This window comes from Olleya sp. YS, assembly GCF_029760915.1.
Lineage (GTDB): Bacteria > Bacteroidota > Bacteroidia > Flavobacteriales > Flavobacteriaceae > Olleya.
In genome coordinates, this window is record NZ_CP121685.1 from 2,379,284 (window position 1) to 2,398,989 (window position 19,706).

Genomic DNA, 19,706 nt, shown 5'->3' on the forward strand with positions numbered 1-19,706 from the left:
TTGCTATTTTTGGACTAGTTTGTTTAACACTTGTAGCAATTTTGATTAATTTTATGTCAAGCAGTGATAAAAAGAAATCGAAAAAATAATTAATCCTCTGGCTTCCAGTACTTAATTTCTAATAGTACCATTATGTAACAAAAGTTACTGTCTAATAGGGTTTTTAGTCATTTATTTGTCAAAAAAATAAAATGATTAATCCCTTACCTTGGTTTATAGCTGGACCATTAATAGCAGTAATAATGTTTGTGCTTTTGCGATTAGGCAAAACATTTGGTATGTCCTCAAATCTTAGAACAATATGTTCTATATCTGGCGCTGGAAGATTCTCCTCTTTTTTTAGTATTAATTGGAGAGATAACATTTGGAGTTTAGTAGTACTTATAGGTGTGATATTTGGAGGTGTGTTTGCCTTTCAAGTGTTAGAAGTAGCACCACCACAAATTCACGAAAATGTTGTTGACCAATTAAATGCTTATGGGTTTGATAGCGTAAATTCATCTTATTTGCCAACAGAACTTTTTGGTATCAATCAATTATTATCCGTAAAAGGTTTTGCCATTATTTTAATTGCAGGATTTTTAGTGGGTTTTGGAGCACGTTATGCTGGTGGTTGTACCTCTGGGCATGCTATAATGGGACTAAGTAATCTACAAAGACCATCACTAATAGCAGTAATTGGATTTTTTATAGGCGGATTAGTTATGGTTCATTTAATATTTCCTTTAATTTTTTAAGATGAAAAAATATATTGCTTTTTTTAGTGTAGGTTTTGTTTTTGGGATTATTCTAATTCTCTCAGAGGTTGCCTCTTGGTTCCGTATTTTTGAAATGTTTCAGTTTAAAAGCTTTCATATGTATGGTGTAATAGGTTCTGCTGTTATTGTTGGAATTGCTTTAGTGCAATTGATAAAACAGAAAGACGTTAAGACTTTTGAAGGTAAATCAATACAAGTAAAAGATAAAGATAAAGGCTTTACTAATTACTTGTTTGGAGGTGTTATTTTTGGATTTGGATGGGCTTTAGCTGGTGCATGTCCTGGACCAATGTATGCGTTGTTAGGATCTGGATTTATGAGTATTCTTGTATTATTATTTGGTGCTATTTTGGGTACATTTGTCTATGGTGTTTTAAAAAGCAAACTACCTCATTAAAAGTTTGTTACTGGTTTTTTTGTAACATTTTTATATCTATTGCGTCTTATGTATAGAAGCCAATTAGTTGGTTTTTATCAATCATCAACTCAAATCAAATCGTTATGAAAGAAGACAGGCAATTATTAGTATTAACACATTTAAGTCAATTAGTGACTTTAATATTAGGATTTGGAAGCTTAATTCTTCCTTTAATATTGTGGATAACCCAAAAAGACAAAGTGTACCAAATGGATGCACATGGAAAAACCATTGTTAATTTTCAACTCAGTTTAGTTGTATTATACATTATATGTGTACCATTAATTTTATTATTTGGGTTAGGACTTTTAGGATGGTTAGTCTTAGGTCTAGTTTCAATAATATATCCTATTATTAACGCTATTAAAGTTAGTAATGGCGAAAACCCAGAATACCCTTTATCTTTTAATTTTATTAGTTAGTTATATTAAGTTGATAAAGACAAAAACGCAACCCAATGGGTTGCGTTTTTATTTGGTATAAACACGTAAAATTTAATTCAGGTAGTTTTACTATGATTTATGATACATTATGTGATTAGTTTTAACAACTAAAATGCAAATTATGGCAGACTCTAAACCATCCAGTAGCAACGGAATATCTAGTGAAGTTGTAGATAAACTATCAAAAGAGATTAATAATATGTTATCTTTTGCAGTGTATAATGGTATTATTATCAATACCGAAATTAATAAACTTATACAAAATAGTACTGTTGATGATTTAATAAATGCACATAATCTATTGTGTAAAAATGTAGCTCCTGCAACACCAAAATCTATTGAGTTTACTAAAAAACTACATCAAGAAGGTGCAAATAAATCATTATTAAATAAATTACCATTAGTAAGAAACTTAATTATATTAGGTCTACTTTTTTTATCAATTTTTATACTAACTGGCTTGTCTACGCAAGTCAATAATGACTCTTTAGATAAGGGAATTATGGATAATAATGGTTTATCATTATTATATAATCTTGGGTATTTAGCATCAATATCTGGGTTAGGCGTGTTATTTTTTTTACTTAAAAATGTCAGTCAATCTGTTAAAAAAGGGAATTTACTACCAGAGGAATCTATTGAATATGCAGCTCAAATTATTTTAGGAATCATATCTGGTTTAATATTATCAGAAATATTATCTGTTTATATTACGAATCCAGATCAAGTAAATTTATTTAATAAAAGTGTATTAGCATTAATCGGTGGATTTTCTTCAGATGCTATATTTAGTGTATTACAAGGAGTAATAGATCGTATTAAATCTATTTTTATTCCATCTTCTAATTAAAAAATTATTGTCTAATAAATTCTAGGTCAGAATAATCAGGAAGTAATAAATTACCGGAAGCTGTAAATTCAAATGACGTTACAATAGTTTCATTTTCAATGTCAGAAATTGTTAGGATGTCATTGCTTATACTCCAGTTAAAATCTGTTGTAGTGCCTATATCACCATTTAAAGTTGTTGTCAAAAAAATTCGGAAACCTTCATTGTTATCTTGAAAAATAAGTCTAAACTCGTTAAGTGGCTCTTCAGTAAAGTCACTTCGTAACCAGTCTCCAACTATTGGGTGTGTATCCATTGATACATTAGAATCATCATCATTATCACAAGACAATAGAGTAAAACAGAATAGACAAACTAAAAATAGTCTGATGCTATTAATCATATTTTTGGATTAATTTTTAAGACTCTTAATAATTAGAATTTTAGGGAATTACTAAGAGTAATTATTTGTGCAAATGTAGTAAAAGTCTGTAAGATATTTTCAGAAACAAAAAAAGCAATTCTTTAAAATTGCTTTTTGTAAAAAATATATTTAATATTAGCTGTTTAGCATGACTGGCATCACTAACATGGTTACAGTTTCGCCTTCATCTAAATCGTCTATTGGTGTTAAAATACCTGCTCTGTTGGGCATACTTAACTCTAATTGTACATCGTTAGAATTTAAATTGTTTAACATCTCTATTAAGAAACGCGAGTTGAAGCCTATTTGCATGTCGTCTCCTTGATAATCACAAGTTAAACGCTCTTCTGCTTTGTTAGAGTAGTCGATATCTTCAGCAGAAATATTTAATTCTGCACCAGCTATTTTTAATCTAATTTGATGGGTTGTTTTATTAGAGAAAATACTAACACGACGTACAGAGTTTAAAAACTGAGTTCTATCTATAGTCAATTTATTAGGATTTTCTTTTGGTATTACTGCTTCGTAATTTGGATATTTTCCATCAATTAAACGACAGATTAACACCGTATTTTCAAAAGTAAATTTTGCGTTGGAGTCGTTATATTCAATAGTCACTTCTTCTTCGCTTGCTGCTAAAATTCCTTTTAAAAGATTTAAAGGTTTTTTAGGCATAATAAACTCAGCTACCTGAGACGCTTTCACATCTTCACGACCGTATTTTACTAGCTTATGGGCATCTGTAGCTACAAAAGTTAACCCTTCTGTAGAAAACTGAAAAAATACACCACTCATAACAGGTCTTAAATCATCATTACCTGCAGCAAAGATGGTTTTGTTTATTGCAGTTGCTAAGATATGTCCAGGCATTTTTGTACTGCTAGGATCTTCTAAGCTTACTGCTTTAGGAAACTCGTTTCCGTCTGCATACGCTAAAGCGTATTTACCATGGTTAGAGCTTATTTCTACTGTATTATTGTCTTCAATAACAAACGTTAAGGGTTGCTCTGGAAAGGTTTTTAAAGTATCTAACAATAAACGTGCAGGAATAGCAACACTACCTTCGTTATCACTTTCTACATCTAAAACTGCAGACATCGTTGTTTCTAAATCGCTTGCAGAAACGGTTAATTTATTTTGATTGATGTCGAATAAAAAATTATCTAAAATGGGTAGTGTATTCGAGCTGTTTATAACACCTCCTAAAACTTGTAATTGTTTTAGTAAATAGGTACTTGATACAATAAATTTCATTATTTATTTGCGTTATGTTCTGTTAATATTCGTATTACAAATATATTGTTAATGTCTCTAAATTGGAAACAAACTTATTAACACTTACTTGGCGTATTTTTTCTTTCTAAAGTAGTTAAAAGAAAAACCAAAAACACCCAGTAAAAGCAATGGTAGTAAGATATTTATGAGTTGCCACTTTGTTTTTTCCTCAGTTATTTTTTCTGGATTTAAAAAGGCAACTGCTATTTCTTTAGATCTAATGTTTATAAGTCCAGTATCATCTAAAAGGTAATTGGCTACGTTTACTAAAAATTCTTTGTTACCAAATGTTTGTCCTGTGTATTTATCAAACCCTAACTCTTCTACACCTTGTCTTCCCACTTCATTTTTAATAACGTCTCCATCAGATATAACGACCATTTTAGTAGGCACACTTTCATCTTTATTGTCTGAGAGGGTAACAGGTTTAACCCTATTTTTATAGACAGAAGTAAATGTATTTTCTAATAATACAGCAAGTATTTGCGGACCTTTATTAAATGTTTTTGGGTCTAGTTGGTCATTAACCATATCCAAGCTAATCTCTCTTGGTGTGCCTTCTAATTTGGTTAAAGGCGCACTTTGTAGTAAGATGGTTTTAGTCGTTCTATTTTTTAGTGTATCCATTGGATTAGCAAAGTCAAACTTTAAAAAGTCTAAATTATTAACTATGGGATGATTAGAGTTTCCTTTTGCTAATGGCGAATACGTCCAAGGATAACTTTGGAATTGGCTATTACTACCTTCTCCAGACGCTAAGGTAATAGGTGCAGAGTACATAGAACTAACTATTAACGGATTAATACGTACACCATATTTAAAGAAAAAATCGGTTAAATTTAAATCCATTGGTACAGCTACGTTTTTACCTAGATCGTTATACAAACTATCTTTGCTCATAGCAACCTTTTCAAGTAACCATAAGCTTTTTCCACCATTCATGGTGTATTGGTCTAAAATGTATTTTTCTTCTTCTGTAAAGGCTTCTGTTGGTTTTGCGTTGATAATTAAATCGTAGCCTTTAAGTTTTTGCAAGGTGTTTTCGGCATCTTTAGACACACTATCTAAAGTAAAAGGTGCAATAAAATAGTAATCTCTAAGGGTTTTTATGTAATCTGCTATATATCTATTGTCTAGTTGTCCATTGCCTTTTAATACTGCTATTTTACGTCGTTTGGGGTTGACTAATTTGCTCAATCCATCTGCAAATGCATATTCTAGATGTTGTACAGAATTAGTAACTAATTGTTGTTGTGTAGCTCCAATTGTATTTTTTACTAAAGGAATTTTAACAGTTGCATTATTATAACTTGCTAAAGCCCAAGGAAAAATAACTGCTTGACTAGATTTACCATTTTCTTTAACAGTTAGTTGCATAGGTGTTAATCCACGCGCATTTAATTGCTGAATATTTTGATCTCGTGTCGCATCATCTTCAATAGGATTTATAAAGTTGAAACTTATGTTGCTATTGTAAGCCGAAAATTCTTCAAGTAATTGTTTCGTTTCGGTTTTTAATTTTCTGAATTCAGACGGAAAATCTTCACCTTCTAAAAACACATCTATGACTACTGGAGAATCGGCTTTTTTAATAATATCTAAAGCAGATGGATTAAGTGTAAAGCGTTGGTCTGAGGTCAAATCAAAACGCTTATATACCTTGTTTGCAAGTATATTTATTAGGAGTAACCCAATAAGTAATAAGCCTATATGTTTGATGGTTTTATTCAAATTCTTTTTCAAGTTGATAGGTTTTTAATGCTGCTACTGTATCGTTTTTAAATTGTAATTCTAAACACTCTTGTTGGTTATTAAATGCACCAGGTTTAAAGCCTAAATTATAGTTCCATAGGTCATTAGAATTGGCTTTAATTGTTTCATCCCAACCAAACCATTCTGGTTCTCCAAGCTCTGCTTCAACCTCTTGTTTGGTTTTACCAATAAGTTGATTTTGTTGTTTTATTTGGTCTACCATTTCATAACGTAACTCCGGAAACTCCTGCCAATCTTCTGCATTAAAATACTTTTGATGATGGTAGCTTGTAAAAATATTTAGCAATGGATAAAACATCCAAAAATAGAGTAGAGGCGTAGCAATAATACTAATCAGTAAGCTTATCCATTTGTTATTACCTATGGTTTTTATAAACAACCAAGCTAATATAAAAACAACAATAAACGATATAACTAAACCAGCTGTAATTATCATGTTACTGTGTTTTAATATTGAATTTAGTTAACGCTATAAACAGAATAGTCACACTTAAAAAATAGATAATATCTCTGGTGTCTAACACACCACGACTCATGCTTTTGTAATGAGCATTCATTCCTAAATTATCGATAAAATTACTAGATGTTACGTCTGCAATGCCTTCAAAACCAATGAAAAAGAATAGACATAAAAATACAGCTATTATAAAAGCCACTATTTGGTTATCTGAAATTGTTGACGCAAATACACCAATTGCAGTGTAAGCTGCTACTAAAAATAACAGACCAAAATACGATCCTAAAGTACTTCCAAAATCTAAATTACCTACAGGATCACCTAATTGATAAACGGTATAAACATAGAGTAGTGTTGGTATTAAAGCTATAATGATTAATACCAATGCTCCAAAATATTTACCTAAAACTAGCTGTAAGGTGCTAATGGGTTTGGTAAGTAACAGTTCTAAGGTACCTTGTTTTTTCTCGTCACTAAAACTTCGCATAGTTACCGCAGGAATCAAGAATATTAATATCCAAGGTGCTAATAAAAAAAACGTCGATACATCTGCAAAACCATTATCTAAAATATTGAATTCGCCTTTAAACACCCACAAAAACAGTCCATTTAATAGCAAGAATATGGCAATCACTAAATAACCTATTGGCGAAGCGAAGAAGGAGTTGATTTCTTTTTTAAGTATGGCGAGCATGTACTTTATTTATTATATGATTTTTTAAACTTATATAATTTGATGGCATAAAAAAACGCAAAAACAAGACCATAGATAGAAGCAAAAAAGCTAACAGTTTGTGGTGTAGGTTTTTTGCTACCAAATCTATTGAAACATACTCCAACTATAAAAATAATAACATAAATTATAAAAGGTGTTTTCAGTTTATTTAAATTATAATTTTGCTCTTTGAGTTCTAAAATTGATGAAATATCATTTAATTTTTTTAATTCATCCTCTTTAAGTTTTATTTCTGTTTCAGAAATCATATACTCAACGTGTTCAAAAGCTAAATATATCTCGTTCTGCTCAACAAATTCATTTACTATTTCTTTACCATTTTCAATTCCTGTTGAATCAATTTTTAAATGCAATTTTTCTTTAATTATAGTAGTATATATTGCTTCACTTAGTTCTACTATTAAATCTTTTATTTTATTACTATTCAATTTTCAAATGTTATTTCTAATTTATTGCCAACTGCTACTGGTTTACTGCAAACTAACCATCTTATCCACACTCCAAGCTTCAGGTTTAGCATTAAACAAAGGTTTGGTTTTAGCCCAAATACTTTTAAATAAGTCAGAGTTTCTGTAATTTTCTAAATCGCTTTCATCGTTCCAATAGCTATACGTAAAAAACACATTGCTATTGTGTTTGTCTCTGTACAATTCTAGTAATTGATTGCCTTCAAACCCTCTAATTTTATGTTTTACCGTTTCAAAATTAGCCAAAAAGGTGTCAATATGTGCGTCTTCAAAACTTAATTTTACAATTCTTACCAACATAAATACTCCCTTTTGTAATTTCCGCTAAAGCGCAAATCTTATTACTTTAAAAAATTAATTGTCACTGTATCACGTAACGCTAATCCCATCAAGCTACTTGCGCTTCCTACAGTTTGATTATTACTTTTATAAATGGCAATCTCTAAACAGTTAGAGCTATTAAACACCACTAATCCTCGTCCTTCATCATTACGCTTGTCTTCTGGGATGTCAAAATTTATAATATCACTGTACTTACTGTGTATTTTTTTAAACTTGTAATTTCGTGCAGACACCTCGTAATTGCGACCTTTTTGCAACTTTTCAAAAAAGTTTTTTCTAATGTTGGTTACGACATTTCCGTAATTATCAATATAAATGATACTGCCTATAATTTGGGTTTGTTCTTCATTGACGTAAGGCACTAAATTTTTTATGGGTTTAATCTTATCAATAGCTTTACCAATAACTTCTAAGGTACCACCACGTGCAATGTGACAAGCTACTTTTACAAACACATCCAACACAGGGAAGCTCGTTTCTATTTTATCATGGATGTTAATCTCAACTAGTTTAGAAGGTGCAATTTCATTAGCAATCATGCTTATAATTCCATTATTGGCACACACAAAATAGTGATCGTCCAACTGTACAGCAATATGTTTGTTTTCTGGGTTAATTTCAGAGTCTATGCCAATAACATGAATAGTTCCTTTTGGAAAACTACTGTAAGCATTTTGAATAATATAAGCAGCCTCAGCAATATTAAAAGGCGAAATAGAATGTGAGATATCAACAATTTTAACATCAGGCAATTCACTATAAATAGCACCTTTTATTGCGCCAGCAAAGTGATCTTTCTCTCCAAAGTCTGTCGTTAATGTTATTATTGGCATCTATTATTGTTGATATTTTTTTAACCGCAAACACATAAAAATTGTGTAAGTTTGTTAGGTTAGCATCACGAAAACAAAACTAATAAAATTGTACAGATTAATTTAATAAATGCAACGCTTTTGAACGAAATAATTATTGAACTTGAAGAGATTTCTCCAAAAGAATTTTTTGGAACTGGAAACGAAAACATTACACTACTAAAAAAATACTTCCCTAAACTTAAAATAGTTGCCAGAGGAAACAAAGTTAAAGCCTATGGTGACGAAGAGCTTCTTGAAGAGTTTGATAGACGAATGACCATGTTGCTTAAGCATTTTTCTAAGTACAATACATTAGACGAAAACGTCATAGAGCGTGTGTTGACCAGTCAAAGTAGTGACGATTATTCAACTTCTGAAAAAAGTGGAGAAGTTTTAGTCCATGGTGCAAATGGTAAACCAATTAAAGCCATAACAGCCAACCAACGCAAGATGGTCGAGCTGATGCGTAAAAACGATATGGTGTTTGCTATTGGTCCTGCAGGAACAGGTAAAACCTATACAGGAGTCGCATTAGCGGTTCAAGCTTTAAAAAATAAAGAAGTAAAACGAATTATTTTAACACGTCCAGCTGTAGAAGCAGGCGAAAATTTAGGATTTCTTCCTGGCGATTTAAAAGAAAAACTAGACCCTTACATGCAACCGTTATATGATGCCTTGCGCGATATGATTCCTGCGGAAAAATTAGCACAATACATCGAAAATGGAACCATACAAATTGCACCTTTAGCCTTTATGCGTGGACGTACGTTGGATCATGCGTTTGTGATTTTGGACGAAGGTCAAAATACGACACATGCGCAAATGAAGATGTTTTTAACCAGAATGGGTAAAAGCGCTAAATTTTTGCTTACTGGTGATCCTGGTCAAATCGATCTGCCACGTCGTACTATTTCTGGACTTAAAGAAGCCTTACTTATTTTAAAAGGTGTTGAAGGAGTAGGTATGATTTTCTTAGATGACAAAGATGTAATCCGTCATAAACTAGTTAAAAAGATTATTGCTGCTTATAAGAATATTGAGAACAGAGAGTAGTCTAGTAATCAGTAAGCAGTCACAGTAGACAGTATAAATAACAACTAAATGTCACACTGAGTTTGTCGAAGTGTAAACAAAACAACAAAACAGCTCATCAACAAATCAACTAATGAGTAACACAATAATAGCATCCAATTTCAACTTCCCAAACCAAAAAAGTGTTTACAAAGGAAAAGTTAGAGAGGTTTATAATATAAATGATGAAGAACTAGTCATGATTGCAACAGATCGACTTAGTGCGTTTGATGTGGTAATGCCAAAAGGAATCCCTTACAAAGGACAAATCCTTAATCAAATTGCCACCAGCATGATGAAAGCTACCGAAGATTTGGTACCAAATTGGTTAACAGCCACTCCAGATCCAAATGTTGCAGTTGGACATTTGTGTACACCTTTTAAAGTTGAAATGGTGATTCGTGGGTATTTGTCAGGTCATGCTGCACGCGAGTATAAAGCAGGTAAACGCACACTTTGTGGAGTTGAGATGCCAAACGGTATGAAGGAAAATGATAAGTTTCCTGAGCCCATTATCACACCAGCTACAAAAGCTGAAATGGGAGATCATGACGAGGATATTTCACGAGAAGACATCCTGAAAAAAAGAATAGTTAGTGAAGAAGACTACTTGGTTTTAGAGGATTATACTCGTAAATTGTTTCAACGCGGAACAGAAATCGCAGCTTCAAGAGGATTAATTTTAGTAGACACTAAATATGAATTTGGAAAAACTAAAGACGGAAACATCGTATTGATTGACGAAATTCATACGCCAGATTCTTCACGTTATTTTTATGCAGACGGTTACCAAGAGCGTCAAGATAATAACGAAGCTCAAAAACAATTGTCTAAAGAGTTTGTACGTCAATGGTTAATTGCTAATAATTTTCAAGGGTTAGAAGGGCAAACCGTACCAGAAATGAGTGATGATTATATCGAAACCGTATCTGAGCGCTACATTGAACTCTATGAAAATATTATGGGAGAACCATTTGTAAAAGCTGATGTTAGTAACATCCAAAGTAGGATAGAGGCTAATGTGTTGAAGTATTTAAAAAGATAATTTGATGAAGTTTACAGTCATGTTAGTTATATGAATAAAAGTTTGAGTCTCATAATTATTTCAATTCTGATCCTAGGTTGTAAAGACAATTCTTTTGATGGTTGGGAAAAAACTGATGATGGATATTATCAAAAAACTATTGAACCATATAAAAACTATGGAAAAAGAATTAATAAAACTTTATATGATACTTTAAATGGAACTTTTGAAGTTTTCAATAAAAATGGTACTATTAACCATAGAGGGGAATTTAAAGATGGAAAGATTTATGGTAATTTATACGAATACGATTCTAATCAAAAATTGAAAGAATATAGTTTTATCTGGGAAGATTGTGGGACCTGTAAGGATCTTCCAGCTGCACATTACATAATGAAATATGATTCTTTAGGTATGCAAGTTGATTATTCTGGTAAAGCTTTAATTTATTGGAATTTTGATAACTATAAACTTAATAAAAACGATTCATTAGAAATAAATGTCGTTCTTGCTAAGCCTCCTTTTTTTGAAACTGAATTAAGCGTATTTGAGAAAAATTCAAATAAAGAACTTTTTGTTCTTCCTAATCCAAAAAATCATAATAAAATAAAAATTGGGTTTAACTCTCTAGGGAATAAAAATTTAAGAATTCAATACAGATTAGCACAAGAAAGTAGCCCTTATGGAATGATTTCTACTGCTGACATCGATAATATTTTAGTATATGAATAACTTATACTAGTATTTTATTTATTACTTCGCAATCGCTCATATAACTGTCTAATCTTATTGTAAATAAAGGTGTTAGTTTTCACATAATAAAACGAAATCAAGCAGACAACTACCATAAAAATGATAGCACCAATAATAGCTTGAGCTGGCTCTAAAGATTTTGAAAAAAAACGGTTGAGACCAATGCTAGTAAAACTACCGTAGATTATAATAAAATGTATGACATATATAGATAGTGTTTTTTGCCCTATTTTAGTTATAACAGCTTGTTTCAAATAACGTTCAAAAGTATAGAATAGTCCAAAAATAATAAGGACGTTCCCTAATCTACTAAATAGGTAATTATAATACGCACTATCTTTAAACAAAGGGATGTCAAACCAATTGTCAAGGCGTATTAAAATACTTGATGAAAATTTTAGCATAATAACACCAACAACAAAAAAACCAATAATTTTAATACGTTTATAGTAGTTTTTCATTCCGAACTTAGAAAATAGTACTGCAATAAAACCACCAAAACACACATAACCAAACCAAGGGATAATAGTAAATACAGAACCATTCTGTTTGCTTAAATAATTAGCAAATAGTATAGGTGTATGTTCTAGTTTCAAATCTCGATATAAAGGTTCTGATACAAAAATGGTAAAACCAAGTACTAAAAATAATAGGGCTAATAGCCATTCATTTTTAAAGGAAATGGTGTAAATAGTAATTAATAGCAACAGTGACAAACCTATGCATTGCAACACATCAACTTCTAAAAAGTAAAGGTTTAACTCACCAAACATCAAGCTAATAAAAGAAAACCTTAGTGCGTATCCTATTAGTATTAAGGACAATCCACGTTCTACGCCTTTTTTTATTCTTGTGCTATCCGTTCCTTTTTCTTTAGCTTTTAATAACAAGTACATAAACACTAAACCTGTAATAGTAAAAAATACTGGAGCAGTAATGCCTCTCATGTAGGACCAAACCATATACGCTGTATTTGATTTGTCCCTAAACATAGGATGTAACAGTGTATCAATAAAATGACCTTGCAACATCATTAATATTGCAAAAGCACGTACAGCATCTAGAAAATAAAGACGGGTTGGTTTCAAATAATTAATTAGTTAAGGGTTACAAATATAGTCTTATATTTAACAGCATATATTATTAACAATGTACAAAGAAATTAACGAATTTGTTGAAGCCTTCTCTTCATTAGTTTGGGGATTACCGCTTTTAATTTTATTAATTGGAGGTGGTACCTACTTGTTAATACGCTCTAAATTTTTACCTTTTAGATATTTAGGACATGCCATACAAGTATTAAGAGGCAAATATGATAATGCGTCAGACTTAGGCGAAATCAGTCATTTTAAAGCCTTAACTACAGCATTATCCTCTACCATTGGTATGGGTAATATTGCTGGTGTCGCGTTAGCAATTTCGGTTGGTGGTCCTGGAGCCATGTTTTGGATGTGGATAAGCGCAATTGTTGGTATGGCTACTAAATTTTTTACTTCAACTTTAGCTATCATGTATCGTGGTAAAGATTCCGCAGGACAAGTCCAAGGTGGACCTATGTATTTTATTACTGAAGGTTTAGGAAAACAGTGGAAATTTTTAGCAGTTATGTTTAGCTTTTTTGGGATGTTAGGCGCACTTCCAGTGGTTAACGTCAACCAATTAAAACAAGCTATAAATGATATTATTTTAATTCCGAATGGAGTGGAAGTGAGTTTTACCTCAAATCTTATTATAGCAGTTATTTTAGTTGTATTTACGTCCATAGTCATTTTAGGTGGTTTAAAGCGAATAAGCAATATTGCATCCAAAATGGTACCTTCAATGGTGATACTATACTTTGTTTTGGTATTGATTATTTTAGGAATTAATTATACCGAAATCCCAAAATACTTCACCTTAATTTTTACAGATGCGTTTGAAGCTAATTATATAAAAGGCGATGCTGTTTTTGGAGGCATGCTTGGCACATTAATTATCTTGGGAATTAGGCGTGGTGCCTTTTCTAACGAAGCAGGTATTGGTACAGCACCTTTAGCGCATGGTGCAGCAAAAACTAACGAGCCTGTTAGAGAAGGTTTAGTCGCCATGTTAGGACCAGTAATCGACACATTAATTGTGTGTACCTTAACTGCATTGGCTATTTTGGTTACTGGTGTTTGGGAAACCACATTTGACAATGGTGTTACGCTAACTGCTTCAGCTTTTCAGCAAGCTATTCCTGGTTATGGTCAGTATGTATTAATGCTTTGCGTTTTTATTTTTAGTGTGTCTTCACTATTTTCTTATGCGTATTATGGTACTAAATGCATGTCGTTTTTGGTAGGTGTTAACAATCAACATTATTACAAATACATTTACATTACAAGTATTGTTTTAGCAGCAACCACACCTTTTGAAATGATGATTAATCTTATTGATGGTGTTTTCGCATTAATGGCTATACCAACAATGACTGCAACCATAATTTTAGCACCAAAAGTGGTTAAAGAAGCTAAAGCCTATTTTAATAGAATGAAACAAAAACAACAGCTAAAATAACAATTAATGTATGTTTTTAAATGATGAATACTAATGCGACTTGAAATTCCGACACCGTCGGAAAACATCAAGGCGCAGAATAAATGAAGAAAAGTTCCGAGTACAGGAGAACTGCGTTCGACGGGGAATTTTCGAATTGGTTTTCAGTTTTAAAAACTGAAAAATTCCTTGGCTTGATTATGATTTTTTGGTTCGTTTTTCATCAAGGAAAAATGAACAGAAGCTAAATAAGATGGATTGCTAACTTTAGGATTGTTTAATATTCGATTCATATTTTATTTAACTCATCATTGCTGAGCAGTTATCATGAAAACAAATACCAAGTATTCATGTATAGAAAAACCAATTAGTGACAGTAAGTAAAATAAACAGAAATATTAATAATATTTATTACTTTTAATTGATTATTAATATATAAACTCATGCAAAGATTTCAAATTAATTCTTATAAAGAATATGAAAAAGCCTATCAAGCTAGTATAGACAACCCAGAAGCCTTTTGGGAAGAAATCGCAGAATCCTTTGTATGGAAAAAAAAGTGGTCTAAAGTCTTAGAGTGGGATTTTACTAAGCCTGAAGTCACTTGGTTTAAAAACGGAAAGCTTAATATTACAGAAAACTGTTTAGACCGTCATTTAAAAGATAGAGGTCATGAAACTGCACTTATTTTTGAACCTAACGATCCCAATGAAGGTGCGCAATACTTCACTTATAAAGCATTACACAGCAAAGTCTGTAAGTTTGCAAATGTTTTAAAAGCCAATAACGTAAAAAAAGGCGATCGTGTGTGTATTTACATGCCAATGGTACCAGAATTAACCGTTGCAGTTTTGGCGTGTGCCAGAATTGGAGCAGTACACTCGGTTGTATTTGCTGGGTTTTCTGCATCTGCATTATCTGCAAGAATAAATGATGCAGCATGTAAAGTATTATTAACAGCAGATGGTGGTTTTAGAGGTACTAAAATTACACCTTTAAAAGATATAGCAGACCAAGCGTTAGAATCCTGTCCAACCATAAAAACAACCATTGTTTTAAAACGTGTTAATAATGAGGTGACTTTATTAAAAAATCAAGTATGGTGGCATGATCAACTCAAATTAGTAGATGATAACTGTCCAGCAGAAATTATGGATGCAGAAGATATGTTATTCATTTTGTACACTTCTGGCTCCACAGGACAACCTAAAGGTATGGTGCATACGTGTGGTGGTTATATGGTATATACAGCGTATACGTTTAGAAATGTATTTCAATATAGATGCAGTAAAACCACTGATTTTGGTAGAGATTACACACGATCTAGCCCTCAAGATGTCTATTGGTGTACAGCAGATATTGGATGGATTACAGGTCACAGTTATATTGTGTATGGTCCATTAACCAATGGAGCAACAACTTTAATATTTGAAGGTGTGCCTAGTTATCCAGATTATGGACGTTTTTGGGACATATGCGAAAAACATAAAGTCAATCAGTTTTACACTGCTCCAACAGCTATTAGAGCTTTAGCAAAACACGATACTAATTTTGCAGATGACTATAAGCTCAAACATTTAAAAACATTAGGTACCGTTGGAGAACCTATTAATCTTGAAGCTTGGAATTGGTATAACGACTACGTCGGAAAAGGAAAATGTCCTATAGTGGACACGTGGTGGCAAACCGAAACTGGAGGTATCATGATTTCGTCTTTAGCTGGTGTTACTAAAGATAAGCCTACTTTTGCAACCTTACCGTTACCAGGTGTTCAGCCAGTATTGTTAGATACTGATGGAAACGAAATTGAAGGCAATCCTGCTGAGGGTATATTAGCAATTAAATTCCCTTGGCCATCTATAGCAAGAACCATTTATGGCAATCATCAACGGTATAAAAATGTTTATTTTTCAGCCTATAAAAACAAATATTTTCCTGGTGATGGTGCATTGCGTGATGCGTCTGGTAACTACCGTATTACTGGTCGCGTAGATGATGTTATCATCGTATCTGGTCATAACTTGGGGACTGCACCAATTGAAAATGCTATTAATGAGCATCCAATCGTTGCCGAAAGTGCTATAGTTGGCTTTCCGCATGACATTAAAGGGAATGCATTGTATGGATTTGTCACACTAAAAGATTCAGGACAAACTAGTAATCACGATGACTTACGTCTGCAGATTAATCAAATTATTACAGAGCACATTGGTCCTATTGCTAAGTTGGATAAGATTCAGTTTACTAACGGATTACCAAAAACAAGAAGCGGAAAAATTATGCGTCGTATTTTACGTAAAATTGCAGCACAGGACACAGATAATCTTGGTGATACAAGTACATTGTTAAATCCAGACTGTGTGCAAGAGATTATGGATAATGCAATATCATAATTCTTTTATTTCAGTAAAGTCTTAATCTTAACATCCTATTAATAATTACTAGCTGTTATAGTTTGTATCTTTAGTACATTCAACCAAAAAAAAATAAAAACTATGACAGTAAACGCATACGCAGCTAAAGAGGCTGGAGGACAATTAGAATCATTTAATTATGATTTAGGTGAGATTGGTAATGAGCAAGTCGATATTAAAGTCCATTATTGTGGCTTATGTCACAGCGATTTAAGCATGATTAATAACGATTGGGGACAATCACAATATCCATTAGTACCAGGACATGAAATTGTGGGCGAAGTCTTAAAAGTAGGTAGCGAAGTCAAAGGACTTAAAACAGGCGATAAAGTAGGTATGGGTTGGTATAGTGCCTCTTGTATGCATTGTAACCAATGTATGGATGGTAAGCAACATTTGTGTAGCACAGCAGAAGCGACCATAGTAGGGCGTCATGGTGGCTTTGCAGATACAGTACGTGGACATTGGTCTTGGGCAACACTATTACCAAAAGGTATTGACATGGCAAAAGCAGGACCATTATTTTGTGGCGGAATTACTGTATTTAATCCAATAGTATTATCTGGCGTGCAACCAACAGATAAAGTTGGTGTTATTGGTATTGGCGGACTAGGTCATATGGCACTTAAGTTTTTAAAAGCTTGGGGTTGCGAGGTGACAGCGTTTACCTCTAATAAAGATAAAGCAGATGCCCTAAAAAAAATGGGAGCACACCACGTAGTAGATTCTACAGATAGTGACGAGTTAGAAAATATTGCAGGCACTTTAGACTTTATATTAAATACCACTAACGTCAAGTTAAATTGGGATGCCTTTTTAAACACCTTAGCACCACAAGGTAAGTTACATACTGTTGGTGCAGTATTAGAACCAATGGAAATCCCAGCATTTAGCATGATTGCAGGCGAAAAATCTGTAGGAGGTAGTCCATTAGGTAGTATCGCACTAACCAGAAAAATGTTAGAGTTTTGTGTACGTCATGATATTTATCCAACAGTGGAAGAATTTAAGATGGAGGACGTCAACAAAGCTATAACGCATTTGCATGATGGAAACGCTAGATTTAGAGTGGTGTTGAAAGCTTAATAATTATAACGCTTAAAATTGTAATACATAATTATATTAATAAAAAACTTTAGTAATCAATCTTACTCCTCACTAAAACTAATCCGATCACGAATCGTTCCATCTTGTCTGTGGATTATAACATCGGCTTTACGTTGTTTAGCAATCCTTTTGGCTTTGTTAATAGCTGTACTCTGTTTTCTGTGTTTAGAGGTAATGCGTTTGTTGCCTTCTCTGCGTACTGCCCAATTACCTTTATAAGGCACAACGTGTTGATGCCAAGTCCGTTTGGTTGATTTCGAGCTTTTAAAAAACGCTTCAAGCAAATCAATAATGACTTGCAACCACGATTTTAGTTTAGAAGTATTGGACATAGTATATTAAGTTATACTGTGGTAAGATACTATTTTTTGCTCGTTCTAGATTGTGTCTAAAACTAGATAGCGTGACACATTTTATAGGATGATACTTTTAAACTATTGACAGTGATGTTGTTAAATATAAAAACACGTATAAATACGCATAGCTAGCCTATTATTTTTGACGATCTTGTGACTATTAAAACAGCTATTATGACCACCTATGATTTTTCAGAACAAGATTTGAAACAATTAGATCAAATCAATACACTTTATACTAGTCAAACCGCTAAACCAGATATTGTAGCATCAAAATTAAATATGCAACCCTTTTGGGAATATTTAAAGACTTGCGAAGATTATCACACTAGCAAAACATTTTTAACCACAGGTTACACCCATGATATGGAAAACATGTTAGCCTTATATGTTATTAATGACCTTATCGATAAAAAATATCTAACTACAGTCATACGCGATTATGGTTTGCCACCAACTTCGATTACAGAAAACCCATTTGCAGAAGATGGTATACTTAACCATTTTGTTGCAGAAGATGGAACGCTTTATTTTATCTCTAAATATTGCCAATTAGATGTTATGTGGACAGCGGTTTTGGTTTATTATGCTTGGTACAAACACATCCATCCACGTGGTGTACATCCTTTTATTGCACAAACTAAAATGCCACCACAGTTGGATTATCCTAAACAGGCTAGAGTCGCTATTTTAGGAGATTGGGGAACTGGAGATTGGGATGATAAAGGTCAAGACTGTTGTCCAGCTCAATTGGTTATTGATGGTATAAATAGTTTAAAACCAGATTATATTGTTCATCTTGGAGACGTATATTATGCTGGAACCAGTAATGAAGAACGTGAGCATTTATTAGGCTTATTAAAAAACACCAAAAAAGCTAAACTGTACACCATGAATAGTAATCATGAAATGTACGATGGTGCTAATGGCTTATTTAAAGTAGCATTGAATAATCCTAAATTTGTAGAACAAAAAGGAAGTAGTTATTTTGCTTTTGAGATTGGTAATTGGGTGTTAGTAGGTTTAGATAGTGCATATTATGACGATAGTGAATTGTATATGTCAGGCTCGTTATATAACGATAGAGGTGGACAGCAACAAATTACATTTTTAAAAACAATAAAAGCATTAAACAAACCCATACTGTTAATGACGCATCATAATGGTATTGGGATTAAAGACCATAAATTTAATATCAATACAAAGCTATTTAACCAAGTGGTTAAAGCTTTAGATGGTCAACTTCCAGATATGTGGTATTGGGGACATGTACACAATGGTTTGGTTTATAATACCGATGCTTTAAAAGACGTATCTAAATTAGAAATTCCACAATCTACAACTCAGCAAACACCACGTTTACGTTGTTGTGGTCACGCCTCTATGCCTTTTGGTAATGGTTCTGGTTTTTATACAGAAGAAGGCGATAAACAAGTGATGCGAGAAGAATTATTATATTATTCTCACACACCTTTAGAGGCTAAGCATCCTACATTGTCTCAAAAAGAACGCGTGCTAAATGGATTTGCTATACTAGACATTAATGGGTCAGAGGTTGTTGAAACATTTTATGAAGTGTCCAATACTTATAACGGACAGCCTAAAGCAGTTTGGACCAGTAGTAGCAGCCAATAAACAAAGGTTGCAATTAGATTGATTGCTAGGATTTAGTGTTTAAAGCGATTTAA

The 19,706-nt window shown here is 32.6% G+C and carries 21 protein-coding genes; 11 read left to right on the forward strand and 10 right to left on the reverse strand.

The features are described from left to right. Positions 1-191 precede the first annotated feature (191 nt). The 4 genes from Ollyesu_RS10870 to Ollyesu_RS10885 all read left to right on the forward strand — a co-directional run bounded on the left by Ollyesu_RS10870 (position 192) and on the right by Ollyesu_RS10885 (position 2,469). Positions 192-737 (forward strand): YeeE/YedE thiosulfate transporter family protein, encoded by a 546-nt coding sequence (locus Ollyesu_RS10870; RefSeq protein WP_279301245.1) that lies wholly within the window; start codon positions 192-194, stop codon positions 735-737. Position 738: 1 nt separating this feature from the next. Beyond that, the gene (locus Ollyesu_RS10875) at positions 739-1,155 is read left to right on the forward strand and encodes a DUF6691 family protein (protein WP_279301246.1); all 417 of its coding nucleotides are present in this window, start codon (positions 739-741) and stop codon (positions 1,153-1,155) included. A 104-nt stretch (positions 1,156-1,259) separates the two neighbouring features. Continuing rightward, a complete protein-coding gene (locus Ollyesu_RS10880) occupies positions 1,260-1,598 on the forward strand; it encodes a DUF4870 domain-containing protein (protein ID WP_279301247.1) in 339 nt (112 codons plus the stop codon). Between the two features lie 142 nt (positions 1,599-1,740). Next, positions 1,741-2,469 (forward strand): hypothetical protein, encoded by a 729-nt coding sequence (locus Ollyesu_RS10885; protein WP_279301248.1) that lies wholly within the window; start codon positions 1,741-1,743, stop codon positions 2,467-2,469. Between the two features lie 4 nt (positions 2,470-2,473). Here the strand turns inward: Ollyesu_RS10885 and Ollyesu_RS10890 are convergent, their stop codons facing one another. The 8 genes from Ollyesu_RS10890 to Ollyesu_RS10925 all read right to left on the reverse strand — a co-directional run bounded on the left by Ollyesu_RS10890 (position 2,474) and on the right by Ollyesu_RS10925 (position 8,755). Further along, complete coding sequence (locus Ollyesu_RS10890; RefSeq protein WP_279301249.1) at positions 2,474-2,851, reverse strand: lipocalin family protein; 378 nt, start codon at positions 2,849-2,851, stop codon at positions 2,474-2,476. 156 nt (positions 2,852-3,007) lie between these two features. Further along, positions 3,008-4,126, reverse strand: coding sequence for a DNA polymerase III subunit beta (gene dnaN / locus Ollyesu_RS10895; protein ID WP_279301250.1), 1,119 nt, complete (start codon positions 4,124-4,126; stop codon positions 3,008-3,010). A gap of 84 nt (positions 4,127-4,210) precedes the next feature. Then, positions 4,211-5,890, reverse strand: coding sequence for a gliding motility-associated ABC transporter substrate-binding protein GldG (gene gldG / locus Ollyesu_RS10900; protein WP_279301251.1), 1,680 nt, complete (start codon positions 5,888-5,890; stop codon positions 4,211-4,213). Continuing rightward, positions 5,871-6,356: a hypothetical protein gene (locus tag Ollyesu_RS10905; RefSeq protein WP_279301252.1), complete on the reverse strand. Its 486-nt coding sequence runs from the start codon at positions 6,354-6,356 to the stop codon at positions 5,871-5,873. Before Ollyesu_RS10905 ends, gldG begins: the two co-directional genes overlap by 20 nt. 1 nt (position 6,357) lies before the next feature. After that, the gene (gldF, locus tag Ollyesu_RS10910) at positions 6,358-7,071 is read right to left on the reverse strand and encodes a gliding motility-associated ABC transporter permease subunit GldF (protein ID WP_279301253.1); all 714 of its coding nucleotides are present in this window, start codon (positions 7,069-7,071) and stop codon (positions 6,358-6,360) included. 5 nt (positions 7,072-7,076) lie between these two features. Next, positions 7,077-7,541: a hypothetical protein gene (locus Ollyesu_RS10915; RefSeq protein WP_279301254.1), complete on the reverse strand. Its 465-nt coding sequence runs from the start codon at positions 7,539-7,541 to the stop codon at positions 7,077-7,079. Positions 7,542-7,583: 42 nt separating this feature from the next. Then, positions 7,584-7,880: an antibiotic biosynthesis monooxygenase gene (locus Ollyesu_RS10920; protein ID WP_279301255.1), complete on the reverse strand. Its 297-nt coding sequence runs from the start codon at positions 7,878-7,880 to the stop codon at positions 7,584-7,586. 41 nt (positions 7,881-7,921) lie between these two features. After that, positions 7,922-8,755: an SAM-dependent chlorinase/fluorinase gene (locus tag Ollyesu_RS10925; protein WP_279301256.1), complete on the reverse strand. Its 834-nt coding sequence runs from the start codon at positions 8,753-8,755 to the stop codon at positions 7,922-7,924. A gap of 120 nt (positions 8,756-8,875) precedes the next feature. Between Ollyesu_RS10925 and Ollyesu_RS10930 the strand changes: the two genes are divergently transcribed. From Ollyesu_RS10930 to Ollyesu_RS10940, 3 genes are all read left to right on the forward strand, one after another. Further along, on the forward strand, positions 8,876-9,829 hold the full coding sequence (locus tag Ollyesu_RS10930; protein ID WP_279301257.1) for a PhoH family protein: 954 nt from the start codon (positions 8,876-8,878) through the stop codon (positions 9,827-9,829). Positions 9,830-9,941: 112 nt separating this feature from the next. Continuing rightward, positions 9,942-10,892, forward strand: a complete 951-nt coding sequence (locus Ollyesu_RS10935; RefSeq protein ID WP_279301258.1) for a phosphoribosylaminoimidazolesuccinocarboxamide synthase — start codon at positions 9,942-9,944, stop codon at positions 10,890-10,892. A 42-nt stretch (positions 10,893-10,934) separates the two neighbouring features. Then, a complete protein-coding gene (locus Ollyesu_RS10940) occupies positions 10,935-11,603 on the forward strand; it encodes a hypothetical protein (protein WP_279301259.1) in 669 nt (222 codons plus the stop codon). Positions 11,604-11,617: 14 nt separating this feature from the next. Here Ollyesu_RS10940 and Ollyesu_RS10945 read toward each other — a convergent pair whose 3' ends face one another. Beyond that, positions 11,618-12,712, reverse strand: a complete 1,095-nt coding sequence (locus Ollyesu_RS10945) for a heparan-alpha-glucosaminide N-acetyltransferase domain-containing protein (protein WP_279301260.1) — start codon at positions 12,710-12,712, stop codon at positions 11,618-11,620. A gap of 61 nt (positions 12,713-12,773) precedes the next feature. Between Ollyesu_RS10945 and Ollyesu_RS10950 the strand changes: the two genes are divergently transcribed. The 3 genes from Ollyesu_RS10950 (at position 12,774) to Ollyesu_RS10960 (ending at position 17,641) form a co-directional block, all read left to right on the forward strand. Then, on the forward strand, positions 12,774-14,162 hold the full coding sequence (locus Ollyesu_RS10950; protein ID WP_279301261.1) for an alanine/glycine:cation symporter family protein: 1,389 nt from the start codon (positions 12,774-12,776) through the stop codon (positions 14,160-14,162). Positions 14,163-14,584: 422 nt separating this feature from the next. Continuing rightward, positions 14,585-16,534, forward strand: coding sequence for an acetate--CoA ligase (acs, locus tag Ollyesu_RS10955; protein ID WP_279301262.1), 1,950 nt, complete (start codon positions 14,585-14,587; stop codon positions 16,532-16,534). A gap of 102 nt (positions 16,535-16,636) precedes the next feature. After that, a complete protein-coding gene (locus Ollyesu_RS10960) occupies positions 16,637-17,641 on the forward strand; it encodes an NAD(P)-dependent alcohol dehydrogenase (protein WP_279301263.1) in 1,005 nt (334 codons plus the stop codon). 62 nt (positions 17,642-17,703) lie between these two features. Here Ollyesu_RS10960 and Ollyesu_RS10965 read toward each other — a convergent pair whose 3' ends face one another. Next, positions 17,704-17,994 carry a DUF2188 domain-containing protein gene (locus tag Ollyesu_RS10965; protein ID WP_279301264.1) on the reverse strand — a complete coding sequence of 97 codons (291 nt, stop codon included), beginning with the start codon at positions 17,992-17,994 and terminating at the stop codon, positions 17,704-17,706. Between the two features lie 198 nt (positions 17,995-18,192). On the opposite strand from Ollyesu_RS10965, the gene Ollyesu_RS10970 reads away from it, so the two are divergent. Beyond that, entirely contained in the window at positions 18,193-19,653 is a 1,461-nt protein-coding gene (locus tag Ollyesu_RS10970) for a metallophosphoesterase (RefSeq protein ID WP_279301265.1), read from the forward strand. Positions 19,654-19,706 lie beyond the last annotated feature (53 nt).

Coding starts and splice junctions, on each gene's coding strand:
- Ollyesu_RS10960 (WP_279301263.1), top strand. CDS start 16,637: ATGACAGTAAACGCATACGCAGCTAAAGAGGCTGGAGGACAATTAGAA.
- Ollyesu_RS10885 (WP_279301248.1), top strand. CDS start 1,741: ATGGCAGACTCTAAACCATCCAGTAGCAACGGAATATCTAGTGAAGTT.
- Ollyesu_RS10925 (WP_279301256.1), bottom strand. CDS start 8,755: ATGCCAATAATAACATTAACGACAGACTTTGGAGAGAAAGATCACTTT.
- acs (WP_279301262.1), top strand. CDS start 14,585: ATGCAAAGATTTCAAATTAATTCTTATAAAGAATATGAAAAAGCCTAT.
- Ollyesu_RS10950 (WP_279301261.1), top strand. CDS start 12,774: ATGTACAAAGAAATTAACGAATTTGTTGAAGCCTTCTCTTCATTAGTT.
- Ollyesu_RS10935 (WP_279301258.1), top strand. CDS start 9,942: ATGAGTAACACAATAATAGCATCCAATTTCAACTTCCCAAACCAAAAA.
- Ollyesu_RS10870 (WP_279301245.1), top strand. CDS start 192: ATGATTAATCCCTTACCTTGGTTTATAGCTGGACCATTAATAGCAGTA.
- Ollyesu_RS10970 (WP_279301265.1), top strand. CDS start 18,193: ATGACCACCTATGATTTTTCAGAACAAGATTTGAAACAATTAGATCAA.
- Ollyesu_RS10875 (WP_279301246.1), top strand. CDS start 739: ATGAAAAAATATATTGCTTTTTTTAGTGTAGGTTTTGTTTTTGGGATT.
- Ollyesu_RS10965 (WP_279301264.1), bottom strand. CDS start 17,994: ATGTCCAATACTTCTAAACTAAAATCGTGGTTGCAAGTCATTATTGAT.
- dnaN (WP_279301250.1), bottom strand. CDS start 4,126: ATGAAATTTATTGTATCAAGTACCTATTTACTAAAACAATTACAAGTT.
- gldF (WP_279301253.1), bottom strand. CDS start 7,071: ATGCTCGCCATACTTAAAAAAGAAATCAACTCCTTCTTCGCTTCGCCA.
- Ollyesu_RS10905 (WP_279301252.1), bottom strand. CDS start 6,356: ATGATAATTACAGCTGGTTTAGTTATATCGTTTATTGTTGTTTTTATA.
- Ollyesu_RS10920 (WP_279301255.1), bottom strand. CDS start 7,880: ATGTTGGTAAGAATTGTAAAATTAAGTTTTGAAGACGCACATATTGAC.
- Ollyesu_RS10880 (WP_279301247.1), top strand. CDS start 1,260: ATGAAAGAAGACAGGCAATTATTAGTATTAACACATTTAAGTCAATTA.
- Ollyesu_RS10890 (WP_279301249.1), bottom strand. CDS start 2,851: ATGATTAATAGCATCAGACTATTTTTAGTTTGTCTATTCTGTTTTACT.